Raw genomic sequence first — 23506 nt, forward strand, 5'->3', positions numbered from 1 at the left:
GTTAGCGTCCCCCTATAACCGTTTCGGGAAGCCAGGTGGCGATTTCCGGGAAGAAGCACAGGACCACAATGGCCACCACCATGCACAGCACATAGGGCATGGCACCCTTAAGAATGGTCTGCAGGCGGATATCGGGTGCTATCCCGTTAATCACATAAAGGTTCAGTCCGACGGGTGGTGTGATCAGGCCGATCTCCATGTTGATCGTCAGGATCACGGCAAACCAGTAGGGATCGAACCCGGCATTGACGATAACCGGCAACAGGATCGGGGCCGACATCAGGATCACGGCAACCGGCGGCAGGAAGAAGCCGCAGATCAGCAGGAACACATTGATGAAGCCCATCAGGACCCAGCGGTTGACCTCAAGGGCTGAAATCCACTGCGCAATCGACTGGGTAATGAACAGCGACGACAGCATATAGCTGAACAGACCGGCCGCCCCGATGATCAGAAGGATCATGACCGACTCTTTGGTCGTGTCGCGCATGATGCTCCAAAGCTTGCCCGGCTGCCACATGCGATAAATGATCATCGCCATGATCAGACAGAACAGCGCCCCGACACCCGCCGTTTCCGACGGTGTTGCCACCCCGCCATAAAGCGCAAACAGAACCGCGCAGATGATCGCGATGAACGGCAGAACGCGCGGAAGGATTTCAAACTTTTCCTTCCAGCTATAGGTCACCGATGCCAGTGCAACCGATGCATTGCCCTGACGCCAGGTCGAATAAAGCGACCACGCCATGAAGAACACCGTTAACATCAGACCGGGCAGAAGACCGGCCAAAAACAGCCGCCCGATAGAGGTATCGGTCGAGATGCCATAAACAATCATGGTGACACTGGGCGGGATCAGAATGCCAAGCGTACCGCCCGCGGCAATCGAACCGGCCGCGACCGAACTTGGAAACCCGCGTTCGCGCATGGCCGGAATGCCCATCTTGCCAATCGCGGCACAGGTTGCAGGGGATGATCCCGACAGGGCGGAAAAGATCGCGCAAGCCCCAAGGTTGGAAATCACCAATCCCCCCGGCACACGCGTTAACCAGCGATCAAGTACGGAATACAGATCCCCGCCGGCGCGCGAAGACGCGACAACCGCCCCCATCAGGATGAACATCGGGATCGCAAGTACTTCGAAACTTTCGAGTTTGGAAAACAGGATTTCAGGCAGCAGCGGCAGGGCGCTTGCGCCATCGAAAATCCAGATAAAACCGACCCCGACCATCAAAAGCCCGATACCGACCGGAATGCCGGAAAACAGGACCAGGGTCGTGGCAATGCCAACGATCGCAGCAAGAGAAAGCGGATCCATTGCATCTGCTCCTTAAAACGGGTTATCTTCGATATGGAAGGCTTTCGACCGGTTGGTCAGAAGGCACATCAGATCGGCGATGAATTGCAGGAACAGCAGGCCAAAACCGACCGGCAGCATCAGATATGGCTTCCACAGTTCGGCGGCCCAGATGGTCGGTGATTTCCAGCCGCCCTGATAGGCTTCGATGACCAGCTCCATGCCGTAAAAGGCAAACAGCCCGCTGATGCCAAGCCCGCACAGGAGGGTCGCAACCGCAAGCAGCCTGCGCGCACCGCGTTTCAGATACATCGGCAACAGATCGACATTCACATGCCCGCGCAGCAACTGCACATAAGGCAGGCCGATCAGGGTGCCACCGATCATCAGATAGATCACGGCCTCGGTCTGCCAGACGGTGGATGAATTCAGGATATAGCGGATAAAGACCAGTTGGCAGATCAGCAGCATGGCAATGAAGAACATCGCTGCTGCGGTAACGCCGCAGGCCCTGGAAAGAAAGTGAACGACATTGATCACATGATCGAGCGGCCCGCGCGGTGCCATCGGGGCAGGGCGCGCACCATTGCCGGGGCCGCCGTTTTCGGGCAGCGGTTCGACATCGGGTGGCGGCGGGAAACTGTTATGGTTCGATCGGGCACGCGGTGCCGGGTTGCCTTCGTCAGGCAGGTCGACCGGAAGGGAATTGGGAAAAACTGCGTTCGCCACGCTGGGACTCCTGAAGATCAAGGTCGTCGCAAAAAAGCGGAAAAGCGGTGGCACCGGCATGCACAGCATGCATCCGGTGCCACGCCACCATTATTCGACGGAAAGAGCCATATCGAGCAGTTCCTGGCCGCCCGGGGTTTCTTCGACAAATTTGGCATAGGAGGTTTCCTTCGCCAGATCCTGCCATGCCTGGAAATCTTCAGGCGTCAGATTGGCGATTTCAACACCGGCATCCTTGAATACCTGGATGCTGGTTTCGTCCTCTTTCTTGCCTTCAGCGAAGTAATAGGCCTCGGCTTTTTCCGCTGCGGCATGCAGGGCATCGCGTTGTTCGTCGCTCAACGCGTCATAGCTGCGTTTCGACATCAGAAGCGGCTGATACATGAACCACAACGCACTTTCGGCAGCAGGGGTATAGCACTTGACCTGCTCGTACAGGCGATAGGAGACAAAGCTCGACGAGCTGGTATTGGTCGCATCAAGAATGCCGGTCTGCATTGCCGGATAGATTTCCGAGCTTGGCATGGCAGCGATGGATGCGCCAGCACCCTGAAGCATCTGTTCGAACGACTTGCCTGCCGCACGAATTTGCATGCCTTTTACATCTTCCGGTTTGAGGATGCAGCCCTTGGTCGAGGCAAAGCCGCCCGCCAGCCAGCCCTTGACGATGGTAACGACCTGATCGCCATTCAGGATTTCTTCGATCTTGTCCATCATCGGCGATTCATTGAGCCGCTGGGCATGTTCGTGGTTTTTCACCAAGGCGGGCATCAGGGTCAGGTTGAATTGCGGGTGACGACCGCCGGCATAGGCCAGCGGATAAATGATCATGTCAAGCTGCCCGCGGGTCATCGGGGTCCATTGCTCGTTGGCTTTGAACAGCGAACTGGACGGGAAAATCTGGATTTCCAGATCGACATTGGCGGCCTTGACTTCCTCGGCAAGAATTTCAGCGACTTTGTTGCGAATGTCATTGCCCGAAAACTGGTGCGACAGTTTCAACGAGGTTGCATCGGCAGTCGAAGACATGCCGAAGGTGGCGATGGACAGGGTGATGGCGGCGACGGACGCCGACAGGGTACGTTTGAAAATCTTCATCTTTTCCTCCCGGATGAAGCATGCGTTTCTGGATGCATTCCTGACGCGTTTTCGCGTCTTTTTATTGGTGCGATTTTCGCAATATCAAAAAGCGTTACAGATTTCTGGCATTCTGTCTACGAGTTTTTGTATACCAGAAATGTGTATTGCAGTGCCACAGATGTACGCATAAGGATCGCGGCCATTTTCCCGGTTTTCTGCCAATTAACTTTTGCGTCGCAGTAGGGTTTGGGTGCGGGGCAGCACGGAAAAGGCTTTGCGCAGTACCATTTTATATGTTCTGGTATACCACGATTGCAGCGCAAGGATGAGGATTCCCATGTCACGGAACGGCAAGCTCGCCACCGATCTGGTTCAGAAACTTGAACGCGATATTGTCACTGGGGTTCTTAAACCCGGCGACAAGCTGGACGAGCGCAGCCTGTCCGAACGGTTCGGCGTATCCCGCACGCCGGTGCGCGAGGCCCTGCAAACGCTGGCCGGGTCCGGGCTGGTGGCGACCATGCCACGGCGCGGAACCATTGTTGCCTCGATCACGGTGGCCGATCTGATCGAAATGTTCGAAGTCATGGCCGAACTGGAGGCCATGTGCGCCCGCCTTGCCGCACGGCGCATGGCGCGTCCGGACATCGAAAAACTGATCGCACTTGGTGATGAATGCGGCATGCTTCAGGAACATGCAGACGCCGATGCCTATTACGAGGCCAACGTCAATTTCCACGAAGTGATCTATGCCGGATGCCGCAACAGCTTCCTTGAACGTCAGACCAAAAATGTGCGCAACCGTCTGGCACCCTATCGCCGTTTGCAGTTGCACCGGCCGGGACGGGTGAAAAAATCCAATGCCGAGCATTCCGAAATCCTCGAAGCGATTTCGACCGGCGATGCCGAACGGGCGGGCAAGCTCATGCACCAGCATGTCGCGGTTCAGGGCGAGGCGTTAAACGATCTTCTTGCCATCGTGCCGCGCGGTTATCTGGAGCCATTGGCAAGCTAGACGCTTGCGCTGCTTTGCGCTAAAACCCGCGCATGGCAAAGAAACGTTTGGATCAATTGCTTGTCGAACGCGGACTGGTGGAAACCCGGTCCAAGGCGCAGGCTTTCATCATGGCAGGCAATGTCTTTAGCGGCGAGCAACGGCTCGATAAGCCGGGGCTGCAATGCAAGGAAGACATGTCACTGACCCTGCGTGGGCAGCCCCATCCGTGGGTGTCGCGCGGTGGGCTCAAGCTTGAAAAGGGGCTTGCCGAGTTCGGCGTTGATGTCACCGGTTTTACCGCGATTGATGTCGGCTCCTCGACCGGTGGTTTTACCGATGTCTTGCTGCAAAACGGCGCAGCCAAGGTCTTTGCGGTTGATGTCGGGCAGGGGCAGCTTGACTGGAAACTGCGCAATGACGACCGGGTTGTTGTGATGGAAAAGACCAATGCGCGTCACATTACGTCAGAACAAATCCCCGATCCCATTGATATCGTCGTCTGCGACGCCAGCTTTATCGGCCTTCGCACCGTGTTGCCCGCAAGCCTTGATCTGGTCAAGCCGGGCGGTTGGCTGATTGCACTGATCAAGCCGCAATTCGAAGTCGGCAAGGAACGGGTCGGCAAAAAGGGTGTGGTCCGTGAACCGGAACTGCATCAGGAAGTCTGCGATACCATTTCCGACTGGCTGGCAAATCTACCCGGCTGGCAGGTGCTCGGCATCGCGACAAGCCCGATCACCGGACCCGAAGGCAATGTCGAATTTCTGATTGGCGGGCGGAAATCGGCTTAATCAATACCGATTCCAGCCAACAGCATCTGGCTTATTTGCCGATCACTTTCAGGAAATGATCGATCCCGGCCTGGGCGCAATCCTGATCCTGCGGCGGGGTGCCGGAACTGACCCCGATCCCGCCGACAACATCCCCGTCAACCAATACCGGCAATCCCCCGGCCACAATCGACAGACGCCCGCCGCATTCGGAATCGATACCGAATGCCACCATGCCCGGCTGGGCCGCGGCGGCATATTCGTGGGTGGCCTTGCGCGCACCCGCAGCGGTAAATGCCTTGTCCTGGGCGATGGCGGTGCTGGTGACCTTGCCGCCATCCATGCGTTCAAAGGCAATCAGAACACCGGACTCATCGGTGATGGCGATGCACATCGGAATGCCGATTTCGGTGGCGCGATTGCGCGCACCTTCGATCAGGATTTTGGCATCATCGATCGACAGGCGTTTGATGGTCAGCATCGGGCGTCTCCGGCAGGGTGTTATGAAACGGCTTTTTCTTGCCGGGGCATCTTAGGGGCGGCGTCATCGGGTGATCAACCGGATAAAACGTCTTTTCACATGGTGGAAGCAGCAAGGGCGATGCCACCGGTTTCCACATGATCGCGGGTGTTGCTTCCGACCGGTATTGATGGCGCAAGGGCGGCTATCGCGCCAAGGGCAAGTTCCCGAACCGCCGGATTGGCCTGCTCACGTATCAGAAGGGCGATATCGACATTTGGCAAGACCGGCAGGGCCGGGTCGTCAACAATCTGCAATCCGGCATATTCCGCCGTGCAGCGCGGCATCGCACCCAGCGCATGGCCGCCATCGACCGCGGTGATGATCATGGAATTGGAGTCGCTGCTGTGGCTGATGCGAAAGGCGATTTTTTGCCGCGACAGAATTTCCGTAACCGAACGGCGGATAACGCATCCGTCGTGAAACATCGACAGGCGCAAGGGACGGGCGTTGTGGTCAAACCGCGGATCGGCGACCCAGACCAATGGTTCGGATGTCACATGCAAGGACGGCGTTTCGGGATCGGCCGTCAGGATGGCAAGGTCAAGATCGCCATTGGCAACCCGTTTACCAAGGTTGCGGCTGATATCGGCATGGCAGCTTATTTCCGTTTCCGGCAGGCGCAGTGCCGCAATCCGCAGGATTTCCGGCAGGTAAATCGCGGCATAATCATCGGGAAGCCCGATGCGCAGTATCGCGGGCGCGGCATCAAGAAGATCGGCCAGCATCTTGTCATTCAGGCCGATGATCCCCTCGGCATAGGATTTGACGACAAGGCCGGTTGTGGTCGGGGTAATGGCATTTCGGTCGCGCGTGATCAGCGGCGCGCCAACGGTATCCTCAAGCTTTTTGATCTGCTGGCTGATGGCAGGTTGCGTGCGCAAAAGCCGTTCGGCCGTGCGTGTGAAACTTTGCGTATCCAGCACCGTCAGAAATGTTCTGAGCAGATCGATATCGACATTCAGAAGAGCCATAAGCGCAATTTATCCCGACGATAAGACGAAGCAATTTCACATCGATATAGCATCGCTGCAAGATAATCGCTATCAGCCACGGCGCATTTTGCACAAACCGCATATCGCCTGCCGTTTCGAAAGACCGGACCATGCCCCATGTCATTTCCGATACCCTGCGCAATGCCGGAAGCAATTCTGTTGCTCCCTCCGCCACCACGGACAGCGCGCAGGGTAACGAAGGATTGACCCCGATGGTGCAATCATCCCTTTGGGCGATTATCGCCCTTGTGGTGGCTGCCATCCTGATGGGGCTTGGCCCGATTTTTGTCCGGTTTAGCGATGTGTCACCTGATGCGTCGGCTTTCTGGCGCGTTGCACTCGCCGCCCCCCTGTTGGGTGCAACCGTCTTTCTGATACCGGCAGGATCATCAAAACCGGCCAACGGAAATGGTGTTTCTGCGCGCAAGCGTGGTGATACGGGCTTGATGATCCTTGCCGGTCTTTTATTTGCTGCTGATCTTGTTGCCTGCCATATGGCGATTGAAATGACGACGGTCGGCAATGCGATTTTACTTAACAACCTTGCCCCGGTGATTATCGGGTTCCTTGGTCTGTTTGGCATTGCGCGCAAACCCGGCGTGATGTTCTGGTGCGGGGTACCGTTTGCCGTTATTGGCGGCTATTTCCTGTTTCGCGCAAGTGAAACAGGCGCGGGATCCATGCGCGGCGATGCCTTTGCCGTTCTGGCCGCCTTTTTCTATGCCGGTTATCTGATTGTCATCAGCCGTCTGCGCCGTAATCACAGCGCGGTATCAATCATGTTCTGGAGCACCCTGACCACCATGATCGCCCTTGGCGCCATGATGGTGATCAAAGGCAATTTCGTCCTGCCGCCACATATGACAGGCTGGCTGGCGCTGATCGGGCTTGCGGTGCTGGTGCATGTTCTGGGGCAGGGGATGGTGTCGGTCGGGCTGAAGCGCGTTGACGAGGCCACCGGATCAATGATCCTGCTGTTGCAGCCCTTTGTCGCCTCGATCCTTGGGGCGGTGATTTTGGGCGAGATGCTTAATCAGTGGCATATCATGGGCAGTACGGCGGTGGTTGTCGCACTTCTGATCGCGACCCGTCGCCGTCGTACTCTCTAAGCTTATCGGGCAATCATGAACCAAAGGGTTCCAACCGGCATCAGGGTGGCGACAATACCCAGCATCGTCCAAAGCCTTACGCATTTGTCATAGGCTGCCGGCATGGCAGCTTCGCCCGCTGCAACCGTTTGGGCCGCGATCCGCGACATATAAAGCTGCAAGGGTAAAAGCCCGACCAGCCAAAGGGTCGCCGCCATGGCAAATAGACTGATGCCAATCGTCAGATGCGGGCTATCGGAAAGCGAGATGCCCCCGGCATGAAACAGCCCGATACCGCCAATCACAACCAAAGCCGCGCCAAAGGCGGTAAAGGCCAGATCGGTGACATTCACCAACCGGCAGGCAAAGGCAATGATCACCGGGTTTTTGCTGCGGTCGGCCAGGCTTTTCCAGACTGCGGTAACGATGATATTGCCCAGAAACAGCACGGCACCCAGAAGGTGAATGAATTTGACGGTGGTGTATTCCATCTTTGATGGCCTTCGAATTGCGGGATATCAGGATCTGGAATTTCAGATCAGGTTTTTTTCCGGTGCTGTCAGATCTTCGGCAAGAAGCCCCAGCACAAAGTCGTCAAGCTCCTGATCGGCAGGCGGGACGATCATGCCGTCAATCACCAGCATGGCGATGCCATGCGCGCGGCTCCATGCCGCCAGCGCACGGTTATAGGCCAGTGCGGCATCGCTAAGGGTCATGTCGGCCCGGCGATCAACCGATGTAACGGCGCGCTGCAAAACGTCAAAGGCGTTATCGGCGGCCTCGCGCAATTCGGGATATTGATCGAGCGGCGGGCGTTCGCGGCCAAAAATCAGGCGAAAATGCTGCGGGAAATCGACCGCGAAATGCACATAAGCCGCACCCAGCGCCATGATTCGTTCTTCATGGTTTTCAACATTTTCCGCGACATTTTCCAGACGCTCAGCAAAACGTTCAAACGCATCAATCGCTACTGCCGCCAAAATGCCATCCTTACCGTCAAAATGGCGATAGGGCGCTGCTTCCGACACACCGGTCATGCGCGCCAGCCGCCGCAGCGAAAGCCCGCTCGGACCTTCTTCGTTCAGGATGTTTTCGGCTTTTTGCAGCAGGACATTGCGGACGTCACCGTGGTGATATTTCCCCATTGGCTCGTATCTCGATTTTCTTATGTTAACTTCGTTAACTTTACTGACTTAGACGAGTATGTGCAAGCCCGTTTTTGTCTTTCAGATCGACATGAAAAGATTTTAAAAATAGGGTGTTGCTCTCGGGTTTTCTATAGCGAGAAACTGTACAGCAGGTTGGGAAGATGTTTGGTGAACTCCCTAAAGAAAGGCGTCGGTTTTGGCTTTTTTTCATCGCTGCGATGCTGGTTATCGTGGGGAGTGAGAGGCTTTGGGCGTTTCTGCCTTCTGAGGTGCCGCCGGGACTTGCCTTTGATGAATTCAATAAGCGCTGTGTCGTTAACGTTGATGACTTTTCAGTGCTTGCCAATGATGTGGAAATTGCCCCTTACCTTATTGATGGCGAGCGCATGAAAGCCGCCTTCTCCGAAGGGAAGGCCTATGCGTGGCAATACGAGCACAAGTCTTACGACGAGGTTTCTGTGTTATTGTCTGTAACGGAAAACCGTACGTGTACTGTGCTGATGTCCGGACAGGGTTTCGATACGATGAAAAGTGCACTGGAAAGTGGACTGGATGGAAGAATCAAACAGATCGATCTTCCGCCGGAACGACCGGGAACGGTTTCATATATTCTGTTCGACGAGTCTGGTTTTACTCGTCGTGCGATCATCGTTTTGACCCCGGTAGCAAAGAAGGGTTTTGACTTTGGTGTTGCTTTAGTCAAACCAGTGAATAGCCATTTTCGTGATGGAATCACGCTGGATGACTACCCTGTTTTTGAGGAATAACTCGAGTTGCGGCTTCGGGATTGTCCGGGGATTACGGTCTCACGCGTGATTAACTCAGAACAAAATCGAACCGCGCGATGTCGCCGTCAGATGCTTTTTGAACATCCATCAGCAGTGCCGGGTTAAACAGAAAGTCCCGCTCGTTGCGGGCTTCGCCAGGGAAATAAAGCTGTGTGGTCAGAACCCGGTCGTCCCCGTTTCGCACCTTGACGTGATAATGCGGGGTTCGGCTGCCATATTCGGCGGGTCGGATGGTTTCAAAAAAGTACCGGCCTTTGGCATCGGTTTTCTGATACCCGCGCAGCCGGAAACCGCGATTGTCATATTCACCGTCGCGATTGGCATGCCAAAGATCGACGATTGCGCCGCTGACCGGCTGGCAATCGCGGGTCAGGACAAACCCGATCAGGGTTACCGGGGCACCATCCGCATCGGCCCGAAAATCAGATTTTTCCGGAGGCTGGCGGCTATAAAACGGGCCTTCGGTGCTGCTGCGGGTTGGTTCATCATCGGTGCCGCAGGATGGCGTAATGTCGCGATTTACCGGCTGGGCGCGTAAGGTGGGTGCAAACATTCCCGCAGAAATGCCGGTCGCGCTGGCGGCAAGCCAGCCTTGCAACAGGCTGCGGCGGGTTGGCATGGCGTGACTTTGCCCGGATCGTGATAACGGCATGGCATATTGCCCCTTTCATCGCCTTTTGGCCTCGGTCTGCATCTTGGGATGCAGGCTGTCCGATAAAGTCGAGATAGCGGCTTTTACCCAAAAATCAACGTCCCGGCCCGATTTGTGATGACAGGAGACTGGTAAATTCAGGCCGGCGTTGTTGGTGTTGGCTTGTCGGCTTCGGCAGGTTGCGGGGCGGCAGAAGCATCGCCCCTCTGATCCGCAGAGGGTGTTGGGGCGTCGGGTTGCGGTGCCAGTGCTGGGGGTGGGGTGAGGTTACCATCGCTGCCCGATGTGTCGGCTGTGGGCACGGATGCCGTTGCGACCGGGGCCGTGGTATCAGATGCCGGGGCGGGTGTTGGAGTGGCTACCGATGCCGCCGCAGTTTCCGGCGTCACAGATACCGGTGCCATATCCGTGCTGGATACGGCGGATTGGGGGGCTGCGTTGCTCGTATCCGTTGCTTTTCCCTGTTCTGTTGCTGTTGACGATGTCGGAGCAGGATCAACGGGTTTAACCGGTGCGGCAGGCTCGTCGGGCGTGATCGAAAGCGTTGCGGACGGCGATGGGGTCGGGGCGGCTTTATCATGATCAGGGCGGATCAGGAAGCGGTCGGACAGGGTATCGCGCCCGACCAGAAGCGGCTGGGTAATGCCCGGTACTTCCAACAATCCCAGTTCAACATCACAGACAACATCGCGCAGGACCAGCTTCGTTCTGATCACGGGGGCTCGCACCGGGGTGCTGTTGGCGCTGGTTGTGATCTGCCGGAAGGTGCTTACCGGCATGGCAAGCCGCCAGGTGATCTGTCGCTGGATCAATTTGGAATTGTCATCAGGCGCGCTGTCGACAGTCAGCGAAAAGGATACTTTCACAGGCGGGGTTGCGTCCGTGTCTCCGGGCGTCCCGGTGCTGTTTTCGGCTTCGTCTTCGGGTTCCTCAACCGTGAGGTCACTAACGAAAAGGCAGCTTTGCGGGGCCGCGCCAAGGATCATCGAGGGCAGGGCCGCAATTCCCCAATCGGGCAAATCGACCGGTTCATCGGCATAAAGGACGGTGCGATTGCCCAAGCCGCCATCCCGCCCGGCGGGCTTTGTGGCCGATGCCGGTTTGTTGTTGGATGCAAGCATGATCAGGGCTTTGTACAATGTCGGGTTCATGCACCATTGACGGCGCACAATCCCGCTTGTGACAGACTAGTTCAGTAAAATAATGCCGCCGAAATTACTTGTTGCGGTTCCAGCCATCACACTGGCCGCGATGGCGCAGCAAATGATCAGCCAGAACGATGGCAGCCATGGCCTCACCCACCGGAACAGCACGAATGCCAACGCACGGGTCATGGCGGCCCTTGGTCACGACATCGACATCCTTGCCGTAAATATCGACACTTTTTCGCGGTGTCAGGATCGAACTGGTCGGTTTGACGGCAAAACGCACAACAACATCCTGACCGGAAGAAATCCCGCCCAGAATGCCGCCCGCATGGTTGGAGCCAAAGACCGGCTTGCCATCTTCTCCCATGCGCATTTCATCGGCATTTTCGATGCCAGTCAGTTCGGCGGCCTCAAAACCGTTGCCGATTTCAACACCCTTGACCGCATTGATCGTCATCATCGCCTTGGCCATGTCGGCATCCAGCTTGTCATAGACCGGATCGCCAAGCCCGACTGGAACACCGGAACAAACAACCTCGATTACGGCACCGACGGATGATCCATCCTTGCGTAGCCCATCAAGATATTCTTCGAAAACCGGAACGGCGGCTGCATCGGGGCAGAAGAACGGATTGTTATCAACCTCGTCCCAGTTCCAGTTGTCGCGATTGATTTCCTTGGTGCCCATCTTGATCAGGGCACCGCGGATTTTGATGTCATCACCAAGGATTTTGCGCGCAATCGCCCCGGCGGCAACCCGCATCGCGGTCTCGCGTGCCGATGAACGCCCGCCGCCACGGTAATCACGTATGCCGTATTTTTCCCAATAGGTGTAATCGGCATGGCCCGGGCGGAACTGGTTTTTAATCTCGCCGTAATCCTTGGATCGCTGATCAACATTTTCGATCAGAAGGCCAATCGGGGTACCGGTGGTTTTGCCTTCGAACACACCGGACAGGATTTTGACCTGATCGGGTTCGCGGCGCTGGGTGGTAAAGCGCGACTGGCCCGGTTTGCGTTTTTCAAGAAACAGCTGGATGTCTTCTTCGGTCAGGTCAAGAAGCGGCGGCACCCCGTCAACGACGCAGCCGATTGCCGGGCCGTGGCTTTCGCCAAAGGTGGTGAAGCGAAACAGGGAGCCAAAACTGTTGCCAGCCATTTCCGATATCCAGAATTCAGGTGTTTGAAGACAAAACGGGCTGCCAGCAAGGCAGCCCGCAAGATCATATCATGTTCAGATCAGGCTTTCTGAACATTGATGTCCGGTGCGTCTGCCTGCTTCATGCCGACCGTGTGATACCCGCAATCGACATGATGGGTTTCGCCGGTAACACCGGTCGAAAGGTCTGACAGGAAATACAGACCCGACCCGCCAACATCATCAAGGGTGACGTTGCGGCGCATCGGTGAATTATATTCGTTCCATTTCAGGATATAGCGAAAATCGCCAATCCCCGACGCGGCAAGGGTCTTCATCGGACCCGCCGAAATGGCATTCACACGGATGCGATCCGGACCCAGATCATTGGCAAGATATTTCACGCTGGCTTCCAGTGCGGCCTTGGCAACACCCATGACATTGTAATGCGGCATCACCTTTTCCGCCCCGTAATAGGACAGGGTCAAAAGCGAACCGCCATCGGTCATCAGCTTTTCCGCGCGCTGTGCAACGGCGGTAAAGGAATAGACCGAGATGTTCATTGAAAGCGCAAAGTTTTCAGGCGAGGTATCGACATAGCGACCACGAAGTTCGTTTTTGTCGGAAAAACCGATGGCATGCACGACAAAGTCCAGCTTGCCCCATTTTTCTTTCAGCGTTTCGAACACGGTATCAATGCTTGCGGCGTCGGTCACGTCGCAGGGCAGGACGATATCGCTGCCGACAGACTCCGCCAATGGGCGCACGCGTTTTTCAAGTGCTTCGCCCTGGAAGGTAAAGGCAACCTCGGCGCCGGCGGCAGCCACAGTGCGTGCAATACCCCAGGCGATGGATTTATCGTTGGCGACGCCCATGATCAGGCCACGCTTGCCAGCCATCAGGCCGGAAATATTCTCTGCGGAAAAGCTCATTTTCCCTCTCGTTCCCACGATCTCTCTCTGGCAGGCATACAGCGCGGAACAAAGCTGTGACCCACACAGGAAGCATTTGACATTGGGCGCATCCTACACAAAGCGAGGCCAAGGTCAATCTGGCCTGTTTTATCTTGTGCCGGCACGCTATCCTGTTGATCAATTGCACTATAACCAGAAATGGCGCAGGGATAAGTGTTTAATGGTTCCAATCGGGCAAATACTGAACGATCGTACCGGATTCTGGCGTTATGCCGTCATGCGTTTTATCCATGATAAATCCGTTCAGCGTGCAGCAGGGCTGTCATATACAACCCTTCTTGCCATGGTTCCGTTTCTTGCCGTTGCCCTGACGGTCCTGTCGGCCTTTCCGGTGTTCGAGCAATGGAAAGGCCAGATCATGGGCGTGGTCCTGAACAATTTCCTGCCCGAAACCGGCGAACAGGTCACCGATTATCTTGGCAATTTCCTTCAGAATACCGGCCAGATGACGGCGGTGGGAACGATTGTGCTGGCCTTGACCGCGGTCATGTTGCTTGGTGCCATCGAAGGTGCGATGAACGATGTGTTTCGCGTGACTACACCGCGCAAACTGTTGGCAAAACTCGTCGTTTTCTGGACCTTGCTGACGGTTGGGCCAATGTTGCTGGGGCTGAGCCTTTCGGTGGCATCCTATATTTTCGCCATGCGCTATTTGGTCGGGGCTGACGGGCTTGGCGAACATATCGGGCAATTGACGTTTTTGGCTCCATTCCTTTTATCCGCGATTGCCTTTTCGCTTCTGTTTATCGGCATGCCGAACAGATCGGTCGTGATCGTTGACGGGATTTTGGGCGGCTTGGTGGCGGCAGGATTGTTCGAGGCGCTTAAAAAAGGCTTTGGGTATTACGTCATTAATTTCCCGACCTATCAGACTATCTATGGCGCGGTGGCGATTGTGCCGATCTTCCTGTTATGGATGTATCTGACCTGGATTGTCGTCCTGCTGGGGGCACAGGTCGCAGCTGCCCGGTCCGAATGGCGCGCGGCAAGGGCGGCCGGGCTGATCCCCGACCCACGCGGTGCCGTGCCCGGCCAGATGGAACGCATCATCGCGGTATTGCGGGTTCTGGAATATCTGCAACATGGTTTTCGCGAAGCGACCAAACCGCCGACCTATCGCCGGATGTTGCGTGAAACCAAACTTGGCGGGCGGGATCTTAACTGGGCGCTGGCCGCCCTTCGTCGTGAAAAGCTGATTGAACGTTCCGAAAGCCATCGCTGGATATTGTCGGGCGATCTGTCGCGGATTACTTTGGTCGATCTGATGTCGCGACTTGGCCTGTTTCTGGACTATGATCGTCTGCTTCTGGTCAATGCCGATGGCGGCTGGCCGGTGGCGGTGCGCGAACGTCTCGTCGAACTGGAAAAGACCCGGCAATCGGTCCTGGATGTCGAGGTCGGTGCGCTTCTTGATCTGCCAAAACCCGATGACAAAGTCCCCGAAACGGTGGAGCCAAACCGCGATCCGGAATCATCCGGCGAGATCGGCCCCAAGGACATGACGCAGATTGTCGATTAATCCCGGCTATCGGGGGTTGTGTTCCCGGTTTCGTCGTCGGCACGGTTCGTTTCTATCCTGATAGCACCATCGCTGCTGCGCAGATGCAAGTCACGCTGCGGGAACGGGATTTCGATATCGTGTTCCTTGAAGCTGTCCCAGACATTCAGCAAAACTTCGCTGATGATATTGCCGCGCCCGCCTTGCGGATCGTTGATCCAGAACCTGATTTCAAGGTCGACCGAATTGTCGCCAAAGCCACGCAACAATGTATTGGGGCCGGGGCTTTCGAGAACACGCTCGCATTTGGCCGCTGCCTCGTTACAAAGCTTGATCGCGAAATGCGGATCGCAGCGATAGGCAATGCCGACCGGAACCTTCAGGCGCAATTTAACGTCTGAATGACTCCAGTTTTCGACCTGATTGGTGATCAGGTCCTCGTTCGGGATCAGGAATTCGGTGCCGTCGCGGGTCCGAACCGCGGTGTAGCGCGCGCCAAGCGACTGTATCCAGCCAAACGTATCGCCAATCGCAATCACGTCACCCGGCTTGATCGACCGGTCCAAAAGCAGGATCACGCCGCTGATCAGGTTGGCGACAATGCGTTGCAAACCAAATCCGATGCCAACACCGATGGCACCGCCAAATACCGTAAGGGCGGTCAGATCGACACCGATGGTCGACAGGGCAAACAAAACCGCAATAGACAGTAACACAAGCTTCAGAAGCTTTGACATCAGCACCTGAACCGACGGTGTCAGCCGGTGGGTCTTCTGAATGCGCTGTTCGAAAATGCGCGAGGCAAAGGACGCCACCCACAGCAGGATCGACAAAGACAGCATCGCTTTGAGGATGCCGAATACCGATATCCGGAACTGTCCGATATGAAGGGCCAGGCTATCGAGCAGATCGATTGTTGGATCAAGCCAGCCGACGATATTAAGGGCTGCCAACCCCCAGGCGATAATGGCTATGCTGCGCGCCCAGACCGGATCATTGACCACCGCAGTGCCCAGACGAATGACGATCCACGCATTCAGAAGGCTCGCGACCAGTCGCAAAACGTTGTGGTGCAACCCCGCCTGTATCGCAACGGCATCGATAAACCAGATCAGCAAAACCAGAATGATCGGAAAGGCAAGGTCGGGCAGCACCGCCAGCAACCGCCGGAACCCGGCATAATGCAAAAGGGCCCGCCAGTTCTGCAAACGACCAAGCTGATGTGACAGAGGTGCGCGCAGCAAAAGGGCAGGTATCACGGCTAGCAGACAGACTACAACCTGCAACAGGATCGGGACCAGCAGGATATTGGTTTCCACCCACACAACGACCTGTTCGAGCCAATCGACAAGCTGGTCGGGATTCCAGAATTGCTCCATATGTCCCCTTTATTCATACTTTCGAATGGAAAGCCTTTCATTTCATATGGTAACGCGAAACCGTTTACGCGAGATAGGGATGGTATAACGCCTATTGACGGTTGCTTCGGGCACTCCCTTGACGATAGATAGCTATCTATCTAAATCTTGAGTCTCGTGAATCCTCCCGCAGGTGTTTCTCCATGACAAATCCCGTTGATAGCAATGCGTCGCGCGAACAGTTTGGTTTCTGGCTGGGTATGCTCGCCCGGCAATGGCGCGCCGAGGTCGACCGGCGTTTATCGCCTTTCATCCTGACCGAAGCCCGCTGGATAATCCTGTTTCGCCTCAGCACCGCCGACCATGATCTGACTCAGAAGGAACTGGCGCGCATTGCCGGGGTACAGGGCCCGACACTGGTGCGGACGTTGGACTGGCTGGAGGAAAAAGGACTGATCGAACGCCGCGAAGTTCCCGATGACAGGCGGGCAAAAACCGTTCATCTGACCGAAAAGGCCGGACCGGCACTGCGCCAGATACAATCGGTGATCAAAGGTGTGCGCTCCCAGATTTTTGCCGATGTTTCGGATGAGGAACTTCAACAATGCCTTGCGGTGTTCAAAAAGATCGGCCGCCAGTTCGATGCCTTTGCCGGGGCAGCACAGGACAAGGACATCATCATGGTCGGGCGCATTCAAAGGGACGCCTGAACCCAAAAAGCCGGGATTTACGCCCGGCTTTTCACAACGTCGATATATAAGGTTTATCGTGCCTTATAGGGATGCTTTTCCGACCATTCACGCACGAAATCAATCAGGTCGTCATCGCGATTTTCCGGCAGCTTGACGGTCAGGTGCACATACTGGTCGCCGCGTTTGTTGCCCCGGTCATAAGCCGCACCTTTACCGCGCAGGCGCAGTTTTGTGCCGCTATTGGCATTGGCGGGCAGTTTCATGCTGACCTTGCCATCAATCGTCGGCACCTCGATCGAGCCGCCAAGCACCGCTTCGGAAAGGCTGATTGCCAGATCGCAATGAAGGTCATTGCCCTCGCGGCGAAATACCTTGTCAGGATGGACATGCAGCTTGATCAGTGCATCGCCCGCATCCCCGCCATTCATGCCGGCCATTCCCTGGCCTTTCAGGCGAAGGGTCTGTCCGTCCTCGCTGCCAGCTGGAATGCGCACTTCAAGGCTTTTGCCGCTCGCAAGGTTGATGCGTTTGGTCGTGCCGATGATCGCTTCACGCAGATCAAGGCTCAGCTCATAGGAAATATTTGGTCCCTTGACCCTTTCAGCCTGTCGACGCCCGCCAAAGCCGCCGAACCCGCCGCCGCTTCCACGTGCACCTTTGCCGAAAATCTCGTCAAAGATATCTTCGGCATTGGCACCTGAAAAACCGAACGGGTCGCCGCCGGCCTGACCGCTATAACGCGCACCGCCACCGCGGCCAAATGGCCCGGTTTCGCGCCCGTCGGCATCAAGTTCGCCCGCGTCATATTTCTTGCGACGTTCGGCATCCCCCAAAAGATGATAGGCGGCCGAAACTTTCTTGAACCGTTCCTCGATCTTGCTGTCGCCGGGATTGACATCGGGGTGAAGCTCGCGCGCAAGTTTGCGATAGGCTTTCTTGATTTCGTCCTGGGTGGCGTTTTTGGCAACGCCCAAAGTCTTGTAGGGATCCTGCATCGCCTGACCGGTTGGATAATGGGAAACTCTGTATGTGTATTATAAGCCTGTCTTACGGCTTGCAAGAAAGGCATTTGTTTTTATCACTGTCCTTGACATGGCTCAGATATGAAAAAGCGGCGCCATTCGCAAGGAACGCGCCGCTTTTAAAATGTCATGTCGTGAAGATCAGTTCACAACTTCCCAACTGCCGTCTGGCTTGCGGCATGCTGTGCCATAGGCCTCTTCCTGCTGGCCGCCGATGGTGACGGTTTGCTGGTATTCACGGCAGTAGTCCTGGGTTTTCGGCTCCTGATAGGTGCGGACCGGGGTAACAGTACCGCGTGCGCCCGTATCAGGATTGTTCCAGGTCGAAGTCTGCCCCGTGGGCGCACTTTCAAGCGTGCGCTGGGTATTTTGCGCCATGATGGCCCGGTCGGCATTGTCAAGCGACTTGCCGACCTCGCTGCCGATAAAGGCACCGGCAAGCGTGCCGAGTGCCACACCGACAAGCTGCCCGGACCCTTTGCCGAACTGCGCACCGGCAACGGCACCGCCAACCGCGCCCAAAAGGCCGCCTGCGGTTTGTTTCTGACCCTGATCCTGTGCGCAACCGGCAATGAATGCGGTCATCATGACGGGGATTACGATATGACGGAATTTCATATTTATTTGCCTACCTTGTCTTTCCTGTCCCAACCGATATGTTCTGTATCTACGGAACGATCTTGCTTGTGTCGTTTCACGTATATCCAAAACCCGTATCTTTCGAATTTGGTGCGGATTTTGAACTATCAAAGGAATCCTGACCCCAATGGACGAAAAAAATACGCCAAAAATTGGGCATGAAGCCCACGCGGTTCCGTTCGATCTGTTTGACGTGTGGTTTAACGAGGCAAAAAACAAGGAAAAACCGTATCCCGATGCGATGACACTGGCGACCGCAGATGCGCAAGGGCGGCCTTCTGCGCGGATTGTCCTGCTTAAGGGGTTCGATCAACGGGGATTTGTTTTTTATACCAATTATGAAAGCCGCAAAGGCGTTCAGCTTGCCGAAAACAGCTTTGCCGCACTGTGCTTCCACTGGAAGTCGCTTGAAAAATGCGTGCGGATCGAGGGCGCGGTGACACGCGTCGACGGGGCGGAATCGGATGAATATTTCGCATCCCGCCCGCGCGGCAGCCAGCTTGGCGCCTGGGCATCGATCCAGTCCCGCCCGATGAGCGGCCGGTTCGATCTGGAAAAACGGGTGGCCGAATTTACCGCCAAATTCGGGCTGGGCAAGGTGCCGCGCCCCGACCATTGGGGCGGCTTCCGCCTGATCCCGGATCGCATCGAATTCTGGTCCGAAGGCACGTTTCGTCTCCATGACCGGCAACTTTATACCCGCGATGCCGAGGATAAGGGCTGGAACCTGCAAAAGCTGTTCCCCTGAGCGGCAGGCATAGTCCCGAAAGACAAACGCGCGGTCATCGGGTTCGCGCGTTTTTTATGCTGAATTATGATGGGCTTTATGATTGGTGTTGTTATGGCTCTTCCGGCGGGCAGAACACTTCCTGCAACACAAGGATGATTTTGAGCGTATCGGGATTGGCCAGCGAATAATAAATCGTCTGCGATTCCCGCCGTGTTTTCACCAGCCCCTCGCGTCGCAACCGTGCGAGATGCTGTGACAGGGCCGATTGCTTGATGCCCAGTTCGCCTTCAAGGGTACTGACCGATTTCTCGGTCGTCCCCAGCGAACACAAAACCATCAAACGCCATTCATTTCCCAATGTTTTCAGGAACTCCGCGGCTTCATGCGCGTTTTCCTGAAGGGTTTTATAGTTCATACAGGACGGCTTCCATTCTCGCAGTCGGTTGGGCTATTTTCTGGCGCGTTATATCCGACAAACCGGATGATCTATTCAATCTTCGGAGTTCGGCAACGCATTGGTTTAATGTTACACTGCTTTTTGCCACTACATAAGTAAATCGTAGCGTAAAGCCCTGTCTGGATGAATGGACGGGTTGTTTTGCAAAAGTTTTGATCTTGAACAAGGAAAAATGCGCTTGTCGGTTGCAGACTGATCAACTCTGGGCCTTGACGCATTGATCTGATCGCAACAAGGCATATGTGTCACTAGACACCAATCTCGGGAGTGAGTGCGATGGCAGTAAGAACAATTCTGGCCCCGGTGGCCGGTTCAAACATCGATCAGCGTGTATTGGATCTGGCGTTTCGAACGGCCAAAAGATTTGATGCACATCTCGAAGCGTTGTTTGTCGCGGCCGAGCCGCAGGACGCCATTCCCATCGTTGGCGAAGGCATGTCGGGCCTGATCATCGAAGAAATGATGCGTGCCGCCGAAAGCGAAACCCAGCGCCGCGAAACCCGTGGTCGCGCGTCCTATGAAGCCGCCCGCGACGCTGCCGGTGTGGCCGAGGCCACCCTGCCCGCGCCCGAACTACAGGCCACCTGCGCCTGGCGACGCGATAACGGGCGCGAGGATGAAACGGTCGCCCGGCGCGGGCGCCTGTTCGATCTGGTGGTCATCGGTCGCGACCCGCGGGAGGCCGCTGCTTCGCTAACATTCGATGCCGCCCTGATGGAAACCGGTCGTCCGTTGCTGGTGGCACCTGAAAAGACGCCCGAAACGGTCGGAGAAAAAGTTGTGATCGCCTGGAATGGCGGGGTCGAAGCCGCCCGTGCTGTGACCTCGGCCATGCCGCTTTTGCGCACAGCCAAAGAAGTCACCATCGTCAGCGTCGGCGAAGTCCCCCATGGACGTGCCTGCGCCAAGGCCCTGGCCGAACAGTTCCGTTGGCACGGAGTCGAGGCGCGGGTGTCCGAACTGCCCGACCAGTCCCATGTTGCCAACGCCTTGATGTCAGAGGCAGAAAAGGTCGGTGCCGACAGCATCGTGCTGGGGGCCTACAGCCATTCGCGGTTCAAGGAAATGATCCTTGGCGGGGTTACACAGGACATGCTGGCAAAATGTACTTTACCGTTATGGGTAATGCACTGACCTCTGCGTCATCCTAACCTCCTGTAATCGGGACGGTTATTTGTCATACCATTGGTATATGCCGCTAAAGGCGCAGTCTTCTGCGCCTTTTTTCTGTTGCATCTGCGAACAAAACCCGCCACCGTTACTGAAATCTTACAAAACGGAACCCCGATAAACGAGGTGTTTCGCATAATGGAAGACAGTGGAAGAAACGTCCGGTAGGGGGAAATCCCATGTTATCACTTCGCGATGTCATTGATTTCGCATCCATGTCCGAGGATCTGGCACAGGAACTTTCCCGCCAGAATATCGGTTTGCCCGATCTTGGCGCTTTCGTCGCAGGCTACGCTGCAATGGCTGGCAATGCTGTTAGCAGTTGCAACGCAAAGCCCTGTGCCGCCAATGATGTGGACGGCGAATAAGTCCCTGAAAATCTGATCGACTGGTCAGAACAGCGTGATCTGGCCGTCATCCTGTTGTGCGGTCTTTGCCCGATCAGGCATTTCTTCTGACCATTCCAGAACATGATCGGGCACCGGGCCCAGCATGTGGCGCACGGCATCAAACCGGTTGGCCGGATCAATCCATCCGGCAATATGGTTCGGCCCGATCACGGCGGGCATCCGGTCATGGATATGGGCAATCGAGGGCGCGGGGGCGCAGGTGATAATCACGACCTCCTTGCCGTTTTCAAGCCCGGCAAACAGCACGGGCTGATGATCTGGCAGGGTGATGCGGGTTTTATGCCGGGTTGTTCCTTCCTTGCGCCATTCAAACCAGCTTGTCGCCGGGATCAGGCAGCGCCTTTCCAGCAACGGTCGGAATGTCGGCTTTTGGTCAAGCGTCTCGGCTCGCGCATTGATCAATGGCGCATTCAGGCTCGAAACGCTTAACCCCCAGCGCCGCAGGGCAGGTTTCTGACCGGGCAGCACAACAATTACCGGATCGGTCGGGTGACGAATACCCGAAAGGTTTTCAAACGTCGCGTCGTCATTCAGGCTTTCGTCGTCCTGCCGCTCGGCAAAATCCGATGCCTTCTCGCGGATAATATCCCCAAGGTCGATGGCAAGTTGCGTCTGAAACGCGTTCATGTCGCTGACAAGCTGATATTGGCTGCACATCGGATGATCCGTCTTTGAATTGATAATGATCATAGCCGTTTGACTGGTTTTGGCAAAACCTTCGTCCTATATAGGCAATGCGTTGTACAGGGTGGTCGTCATTCTTCAATCCGGTGCACCGCAATGCTATAAGGATATGAATTGCCGATATAACGCGCCATTTCGGCGCGGGATTTGAAAGAGTTGTCAAATGAACGCCACTGCCCCGAAAACCGTTGTTTTGACTGGTGCAAGTCGCGGGATCGGCCATGTTACGGTCGGCTATTTCGCCGCGCGCGGCTGGCGGGTGATTTGCTGTTCGCGCGAAGCCCCGCCTCCCAGTTGTCCGCGTGATCCCGCCCAAGGCATTCATATCGCAGCCGATCTTTCCAAACCCGCCGATGTCGAAAATTTCATCCGCCAGGCCAACGAAATCCTTGGCGACGATCCCGTGCATGCGCTGGTTAACAATGCCGGGGTATCGCCCAAAACGCCCTATAAGGAACGGCTGGGCTGTCTTAATGGCGATCTTGATGCCTGGCGCGATGTGTTCGAACTGAATTTCTTTACCCCGCTGACCCTGTCGCGTGGCTTTGCCGCGGCCCTGCACCGGGGCAAGGGGGCGATATGTAACATTACCTCTATCGCCGGCCACTATGTCCATCCCTTTGCCGGATCGGCCTATTCGACCTCCAAGGCAGCTTTGTCCGGCCTGACCCGTGAAATGGCGGTGGAATTTGCCGAACTGGGCGTGCGGGTCAATGCCGTTGCCCCCGGCGAAATCAAAACCGCAATGATTTCCCCGGAATACGAGGCACTCGTGCCTCGCATCCCGATGAACCGCATGGGCACCCCCGAAGACGTGGCCGCCGCCGTTCATTATCTGGTCGGCGAGGACAGCAGTTATGTCACCGGCACGGAAATCTTCGTGACCGGTGGGCAGCATCTTTACTGATTCTGGAAATACTTGCGGGTTCTGTTTGAAAAAAAACAGCCGGGATTTGATGGCTGTTTTTTCAGGACTGTGTTGGCGGGGGGATGTAAAACGCCGGATCATATTCCGCCTTTCCTGCCGGGATGGCATCCACCAGCGGCCGGGCCATGAAATACTGGTCGGGAACGCCGTCCAGCTTCAGATCGGGCAGGGGGGCAAAGCCGAACCGGCTGTAATATTCGGGCTCGCCCAGCACCACACATCCTGCTGCATCATGGGTTCGCAACCGGGCAATGCCCGCTTGGATCAGTTCCGATCCGATGCCCAGACCCTGACGGTCGGGATTGACCGCGACAGGGCCAAGCCCGAACCAGTCGATATCCCTGCCATCGATTTTAACCGGCGAAAATGCGATACAACCGACCAGTTCATCGTCCTCGATGGCGACCAGCGACAGGCTGAGCTTGCCTTTCTCGCGTAGCGTATCAACAATCAGATGTTCGGTTTGCTGGCTATGCGGTGCGGTTGCAAACGCGGTTGCCAGCAATGCGTGGATTGCCGGGATATCGGCCTCTGTCTCATCGCGGATAAGCATGATCGGACCCGTCCCATCCTGTGACTTGGCATCCGCTACCT

At 56.0% G+C, this 23506-nt stretch carries 27 protein-coding genes; 10 read left to right on the top strand and 17 right to left on the bottom strand.

The genetic code is table 11. The features are described 5' to 3' along the window. Position 1: 1 nt before the first annotated feature. The 3 genes from LG297_RS06815 to dctP all read right to left on the bottom strand — a co-directional run bounded on the left by LG297_RS06815 (position 2) and on the right by dctP (position 3124). On the bottom strand, positions 2-1318 hold the full coding sequence (locus tag LG297_RS06815) for a TRAP transporter large permease (RefSeq protein WP_404426170.1): 1317 nt from the start codon (positions 1316-1318) through the stop codon (positions 2-4). Between the two features lie 12 nt (positions 1319-1330). Further along, on the bottom strand, positions 1331-2026 hold the full coding sequence (locus LG297_RS06820) for a TRAP transporter small permease (protein ID WP_404426171.1): 696 nt from the start codon (positions 2024-2026) through the stop codon (positions 1331-1333). A 90-nt stretch (positions 2027-2116) separates the two neighbouring features. Then, positions 2117-3124 (bottom strand): TRAP transporter substrate-binding protein DctP, encoded by a 1008-nt coding sequence (dctP, locus tag LG297_RS06825; RefSeq protein ID WP_404426172.1) that lies wholly within the window; start codon positions 3122-3124, stop codon positions 2117-2119. Between the two features lie 319 nt (positions 3125-3443). Here dctP and LG297_RS06830 point away from each other — a divergent pair, with 319 nt between their 5' ends. Together LG297_RS06830 and LG297_RS06835 are read left to right on the top strand one after the other, a co-directional pair. Further along, entirely contained in the window at positions 3444-4121 is a 678-nt protein-coding gene (locus LG297_RS06830; RefSeq protein ID WP_404426173.1) for a GntR family transcriptional regulator, read from the top strand. A 32-nt stretch (positions 4122-4153) separates the two neighbouring features. Continuing rightward, the gene (locus LG297_RS06835; protein ID WP_404426174.1) at positions 4154-4894 is read left to right on the top strand and encodes a TlyA family RNA methyltransferase; all 741 of its coding nucleotides are present in this window, start codon (positions 4154-4156) and stop codon (positions 4892-4894) included. 31 nt (positions 4895-4925) lie between these two features. Here the strand turns inward: LG297_RS06835 and LG297_RS06840 are convergent, their stop codons facing one another. Next, entirely contained in the window at positions 4926-5354 is a 429-nt protein-coding gene (locus tag LG297_RS06840) for a heme-binding protein (protein ID WP_404426175.1), read from the bottom strand. 95 nt (positions 5355-5449) lie between these two features. After that, on the bottom strand, positions 5450-6367 hold the full coding sequence (locus LG297_RS06845; protein ID WP_404426176.1) for a LysR family transcriptional regulator: 918 nt from the start codon (positions 6365-6367) through the stop codon (positions 5450-5452). 131 nt (positions 6368-6498) lie between these two features. Here LG297_RS06845 and LG297_RS06850 point away from each other — a divergent pair, with 131 nt between their 5' ends. Further along, entirely contained in the window at positions 6499-7497 is a 999-nt protein-coding gene (locus tag LG297_RS06850) for a DMT family transporter (RefSeq protein WP_404426177.1), read from the top strand. 2 nt (positions 7498-7499) lie between these two features. Here LG297_RS06850 and LG297_RS06855 read toward each other — a convergent pair whose 3' ends face one another. After that, the gene (locus LG297_RS06855) at positions 7500-7967 is read right to left on the bottom strand and encodes a DUF2269 family protein (RefSeq protein ID WP_404426178.1); all 468 of its coding nucleotides are present in this window, start codon (positions 7965-7967) and stop codon (positions 7500-7502) included. Between the two features lie 42 nt (positions 7968-8009). After that, positions 8010-8621 (bottom strand): TetR/AcrR family transcriptional regulator, encoded by a 612-nt coding sequence (locus LG297_RS06860; protein WP_404426179.1) that lies wholly within the window; start codon positions 8619-8621, stop codon positions 8010-8012. Between the two features lie 164 nt (positions 8622-8785). Here LG297_RS06860 and LG297_RS06865 point away from each other — a divergent pair, with 164 nt between their 5' ends. Continuing rightward, positions 8786-9391 carry a hypothetical protein gene (locus LG297_RS06865; protein ID WP_404426180.1) on the top strand — a complete coding sequence of 202 codons (606 nt, stop codon included), beginning with the start codon at positions 8786-8788 and terminating at the stop codon, positions 9389-9391. 49 nt (positions 9392-9440) lie between these two features. Here LG297_RS06865 and LG297_RS06870 read toward each other — a convergent pair whose 3' ends face one another. The 4 genes from LG297_RS06870 to fabI all read right to left on the bottom strand — a co-directional run bounded on the left by LG297_RS06870 (position 9441) and on the right by fabI (position 13282). Then, positions 9441-10064, bottom strand: a complete 624-nt coding sequence (locus LG297_RS06870) for an intradiol ring-cleavage dioxygenase (RefSeq protein ID WP_404426181.1) — start codon at positions 10062-10064, stop codon at positions 9441-9443. Between the two features lie 137 nt (positions 10065-10201). After that, positions 10202-11215, bottom strand: a complete 1014-nt coding sequence (locus tag LG297_RS06875; protein WP_404426182.1) for a hypothetical protein — start codon at positions 11213-11215, stop codon at positions 10202-10204. A gap of 64 nt (positions 11216-11279) precedes the next feature. Beyond that, positions 11280-12371 carry a chorismate synthase gene (gene aroC, locus LG297_RS06880; RefSeq protein WP_404426183.1) on the bottom strand — a complete coding sequence of 364 codons (1092 nt, stop codon included), beginning with the start codon at positions 12369-12371 and terminating at the stop codon, positions 11280-11282. 80 nt (positions 12372-12451) lie between these two features. Further along, positions 12452-13282 carry an enoyl-ACP reductase FabI gene (gene fabI, locus LG297_RS06885; RefSeq protein ID WP_404426184.1) on the bottom strand — a complete coding sequence of 277 codons (831 nt, stop codon included), beginning with the start codon at positions 13280-13282 and terminating at the stop codon, positions 12452-12454. Positions 13283-13484: 202 nt separating this feature from the next. Here fabI and LG297_RS06890 point away from each other — a divergent pair, with 202 nt between their 5' ends. Next, positions 13485-14843, top strand: a complete 1359-nt coding sequence (locus LG297_RS06890) for a YihY family inner membrane protein (RefSeq protein WP_404426185.1) — start codon at positions 13485-13487, stop codon at positions 14841-14843. Here LG297_RS06890 and LG297_RS06895 read toward each other — a convergent pair. Next, positions 14840-16201, bottom strand: coding sequence for a mechanosensitive ion channel family protein (locus LG297_RS06895; RefSeq protein ID WP_404426186.1), 1362 nt, complete (start codon positions 16199-16201; stop codon positions 14840-14842). The genes LG297_RS06890 and LG297_RS06895 overlap by 4 nt on opposite strands. 182 nt (positions 16202-16383) lie before the next feature. Between LG297_RS06895 and slyA the strand changes: the two genes are divergently transcribed. Then, complete coding sequence (gene slyA / locus LG297_RS06900; RefSeq protein ID WP_404426187.1) at positions 16384-16890, top strand: transcriptional regulator SlyA; 507 nt, start codon at positions 16384-16386, stop codon at positions 16888-16890. Between the two features lie 53 nt (positions 16891-16943). Here the strand turns inward: slyA and LG297_RS06905 are convergent, their stop codons facing one another. Together LG297_RS06905 and LG297_RS06910 are read right to left on the bottom strand one after the other, a co-directional pair. Next, positions 16944-17867, bottom strand: coding sequence for a DnaJ C-terminal domain-containing protein (locus LG297_RS06905; RefSeq protein WP_404426188.1), 924 nt, complete (start codon positions 17865-17867; stop codon positions 16944-16946). A 168-nt stretch (positions 17868-18035) separates the two neighbouring features. Next, positions 18036-18512 carry an RT0821/Lpp0805 family surface protein gene (locus LG297_RS06910; protein WP_404426189.1) on the bottom strand — a complete coding sequence of 159 codons (477 nt, stop codon included), beginning with the start codon at positions 18510-18512 and terminating at the stop codon, positions 18036-18038. A 148-nt stretch (positions 18513-18660) separates the two neighbouring features. Between LG297_RS06910 and pdxH the strand changes: the two genes are divergently transcribed. Further along, the gene (pdxH, locus tag LG297_RS06915) at positions 18661-19281 is read left to right on the top strand and encodes a pyridoxamine 5'-phosphate oxidase (RefSeq protein WP_404426190.1); all 621 of its coding nucleotides are present in this window, start codon (positions 18661-18663) and stop codon (positions 19279-19281) included. A 91-nt stretch (positions 19282-19372) separates the two neighbouring features. On the opposite strand, the gene LG297_RS06920 is transcribed toward pdxH, so the two are convergent. Further along, positions 19373-19678: an ArsR/SmtB family transcription factor gene (locus LG297_RS06920; protein WP_404426191.1), complete on the bottom strand. Its 306-nt coding sequence runs from the start codon at positions 19676-19678 to the stop codon at positions 19373-19375. Between the two features lie 318 nt (positions 19679-19996). Between LG297_RS06920 and LG297_RS06925 the strand changes: the two genes are divergently transcribed. Beyond that, positions 19997-20854: a universal stress protein gene (locus tag LG297_RS06925; protein ID WP_404426192.1), complete on the top strand. Its 858-nt coding sequence runs from the start codon at positions 19997-19999 to the stop codon at positions 20852-20854. A 215-nt stretch (positions 20855-21069) separates the two neighbouring features. Beyond that, positions 21070-21258: a hypothetical protein gene (locus LG297_RS06930; protein ID WP_404426193.1), complete on the top strand. Its 189-nt coding sequence runs from the start codon at positions 21070-21072 to the stop codon at positions 21256-21258. A 24-nt stretch (positions 21259-21282) separates the two neighbouring features. On the opposite strand, the gene LG297_RS06935 is transcribed toward LG297_RS06930, so the two are convergent. After that, entirely contained in the window at positions 21283-21957 is a 675-nt protein-coding gene (locus tag LG297_RS06935; RefSeq protein ID WP_404426194.1) for an SOS response-associated peptidase, read from the bottom strand. 190 nt (positions 21958-22147) lie between these two features. Here LG297_RS06935 and LG297_RS06940 point away from each other — a divergent pair, with 190 nt between their 5' ends. Then, entirely contained in the window at positions 22148-22891 is a 744-nt protein-coding gene (locus LG297_RS06940; RefSeq protein WP_404426195.1) for an SDR family NAD(P)-dependent oxidoreductase, read from the top strand. Positions 22892-22952: 61 nt separating this feature from the next. Here LG297_RS06940 and LG297_RS06945 read toward each other — a convergent pair whose 3' ends face one another. Continuing rightward, positions 22953-23465 (bottom strand): GNAT family N-acetyltransferase, encoded by a 513-nt coding sequence (locus LG297_RS06945; protein ID WP_404426196.1) that lies wholly within the window; start codon positions 23463-23465, stop codon positions 22953-22955. Positions 23466-23506 lie beyond the last annotated feature (41 nt).

The sequence above is a fragment of the Thalassospira australica genome (assembly GCF_044790785.1).
Taxonomy (GTDB): Bacteria; Pseudomonadota; Alphaproteobacteria; order Rhodospirillales; family Thalassospiraceae; genus Thalassospira; species Thalassospira australica_A.

Excerpts from the sequence above, each read along its gene's own strand:
- LG297_RS06905 (WP_404426188.1), bottom strand. The coding sequence starts at position 17,867 with ATGCAGGATCCCTACAAGACTTTGGGCGTTGCCAAAAACGCCACCCAG.
- LG297_RS06910 (WP_404426189.1), bottom strand. The coding sequence starts at position 18,512 with ATGAAATTCCGTCATATCGTAATCCCCGTCATGATGACCGCATTCATT.
- LG297_RS06860 (WP_404426179.1), bottom strand. The coding sequence starts at position 8,621 with ATGGGGAAATATCACCACGGTGACGTCCGCAATGTCCTGCTGCAAAAA.
- LG297_RS06890 (WP_404426185.1), top strand. The coding sequence starts at position 13,485 with ATGGTTCCAATCGGGCAAATACTGAACGATCGTACCGGATTCTGGCGT.
- aroC (WP_404426183.1), bottom strand. The coding sequence starts at position 12,371 with ATGGCTGGCAACAGTTTTGGCTCCCTGTTTCGCTTCACCACCTTTGGC.
- LG297_RS06870 (WP_404426181.1), bottom strand. The coding sequence starts at position 10,064 with ATGCCGTTATCACGATCCGGGCAAAGTCACGCCATGCCAACCCGCCGC.
- fabI (WP_404426184.1), bottom strand. The coding sequence starts at position 13,282 with ATGAGCTTTTCCGCAGAGAATATTTCCGGCCTGATGGCTGGCAAGCGT.
- LG297_RS06845 (WP_404426176.1), bottom strand. The coding sequence starts at position 6,367 with ATGGCTCTTCTGAATGTCGATATCGATCTGCTCAGAACATTTCTGACG.
- LG297_RS06835 (WP_404426174.1), top strand. The coding sequence starts at position 4,154 with ATGGCAAAGAAACGTTTGGATCAATTGCTTGTCGAACGCGGACTGGTG.
- slyA (WP_404426187.1), top strand. The coding sequence starts at position 16,384 with ATGACAAATCCCGTTGATAGCAATGCGTCGCGCGAACAGTTTGGTTTC.
- LG297_RS06930 (WP_404426193.1), top strand. The coding sequence starts at position 21,070 with ATGTTATCACTTCGCGATGTCATTGATTTCGCATCCATGTCCGAGGAT.
- LG297_RS06855 (WP_404426178.1), bottom strand. The coding sequence starts at position 7,967 with ATGGAATACACCACCGTCAAATTCATTCACCTTCTGGGTGCCGTGCTG.
- LG297_RS06875 (WP_404426182.1), bottom strand. The coding sequence starts at position 11,215 with ATGAACCCGACATTGTACAAAGCCCTGATCATGCTTGCATCCAACAAC.
- dctP (WP_404426172.1), bottom strand. The coding sequence starts at position 3,124 with ATGAAGATTTTCAAACGTACCCTGTCGGCGTCCGTCGCCGCCATCACC.
- LG297_RS06925 (WP_404426192.1), top strand. The coding sequence starts at position 19,997 with ATGGCAGTAAGAACAATTCTGGCCCCGGTGGCCGGTTCAAACATCGAT.
- LG297_RS06840 (WP_404426175.1), bottom strand. The coding sequence starts at position 5,354 with ATGCTGACCATCAAACGCCTGTCGATCGATGATGCCAAAATCCTGATC.
- LG297_RS06850 (WP_404426177.1), top strand. The coding sequence starts at position 6,499 with ATGCCCCATGTCATTTCCGATACCCTGCGCAATGCCGGAAGCAATTCT.
- LG297_RS06830 (WP_404426173.1), top strand. The coding sequence starts at position 3,444 with ATGTCACGGAACGGCAAGCTCGCCACCGATCTGGTTCAGAAACTTGAA.
- LG297_RS06935 (WP_404426194.1), bottom strand. The coding sequence starts at position 21,957 with ATGTGCAGCCAATATCAGCTTGTCAGCGACATGAACGCGTTTCAGACG.
- LG297_RS06945 (WP_404426196.1), bottom strand. The coding sequence starts at position 23,465 with ATGCTTATCCGCGATGAGACAGAGGCCGATATCCCGGCAATCCACGCA.
- LG297_RS06865 (WP_404426180.1), top strand. The coding sequence starts at position 8,786 with ATGTTTGGTGAACTCCCTAAAGAAAGGCGTCGGTTTTGGCTTTTTTTC.
- LG297_RS06815 (WP_404426170.1), bottom strand. The coding sequence starts at position 1,318 with ATGGATCCGCTTTCTCTTGCTGCGATCGTTGGCATTGCCACGACCCTG.
- LG297_RS06940 (WP_404426195.1), top strand. The coding sequence starts at position 22,148 with ATGAACGCCACTGCCCCGAAAACCGTTGTTTTGACTGGTGCAAGTCGC.
- LG297_RS06895 (WP_404426186.1), bottom strand. The coding sequence starts at position 16,201 with ATGGAGCAATTCTGGAATCCCGACCAGCTTGTCGATTGGCTCGAACAG.
- LG297_RS06920 (WP_404426191.1), bottom strand. The coding sequence starts at position 19,678 with ATGAACTATAAAACCCTTCAGGAAAACGCGCATGAAGCCGCGGAGTTC.
- pdxH (WP_404426190.1), top strand. The coding sequence starts at position 18,661 with ATGGACGAAAAAAATACGCCAAAAATTGGGCATGAAGCCCACGCGGTT.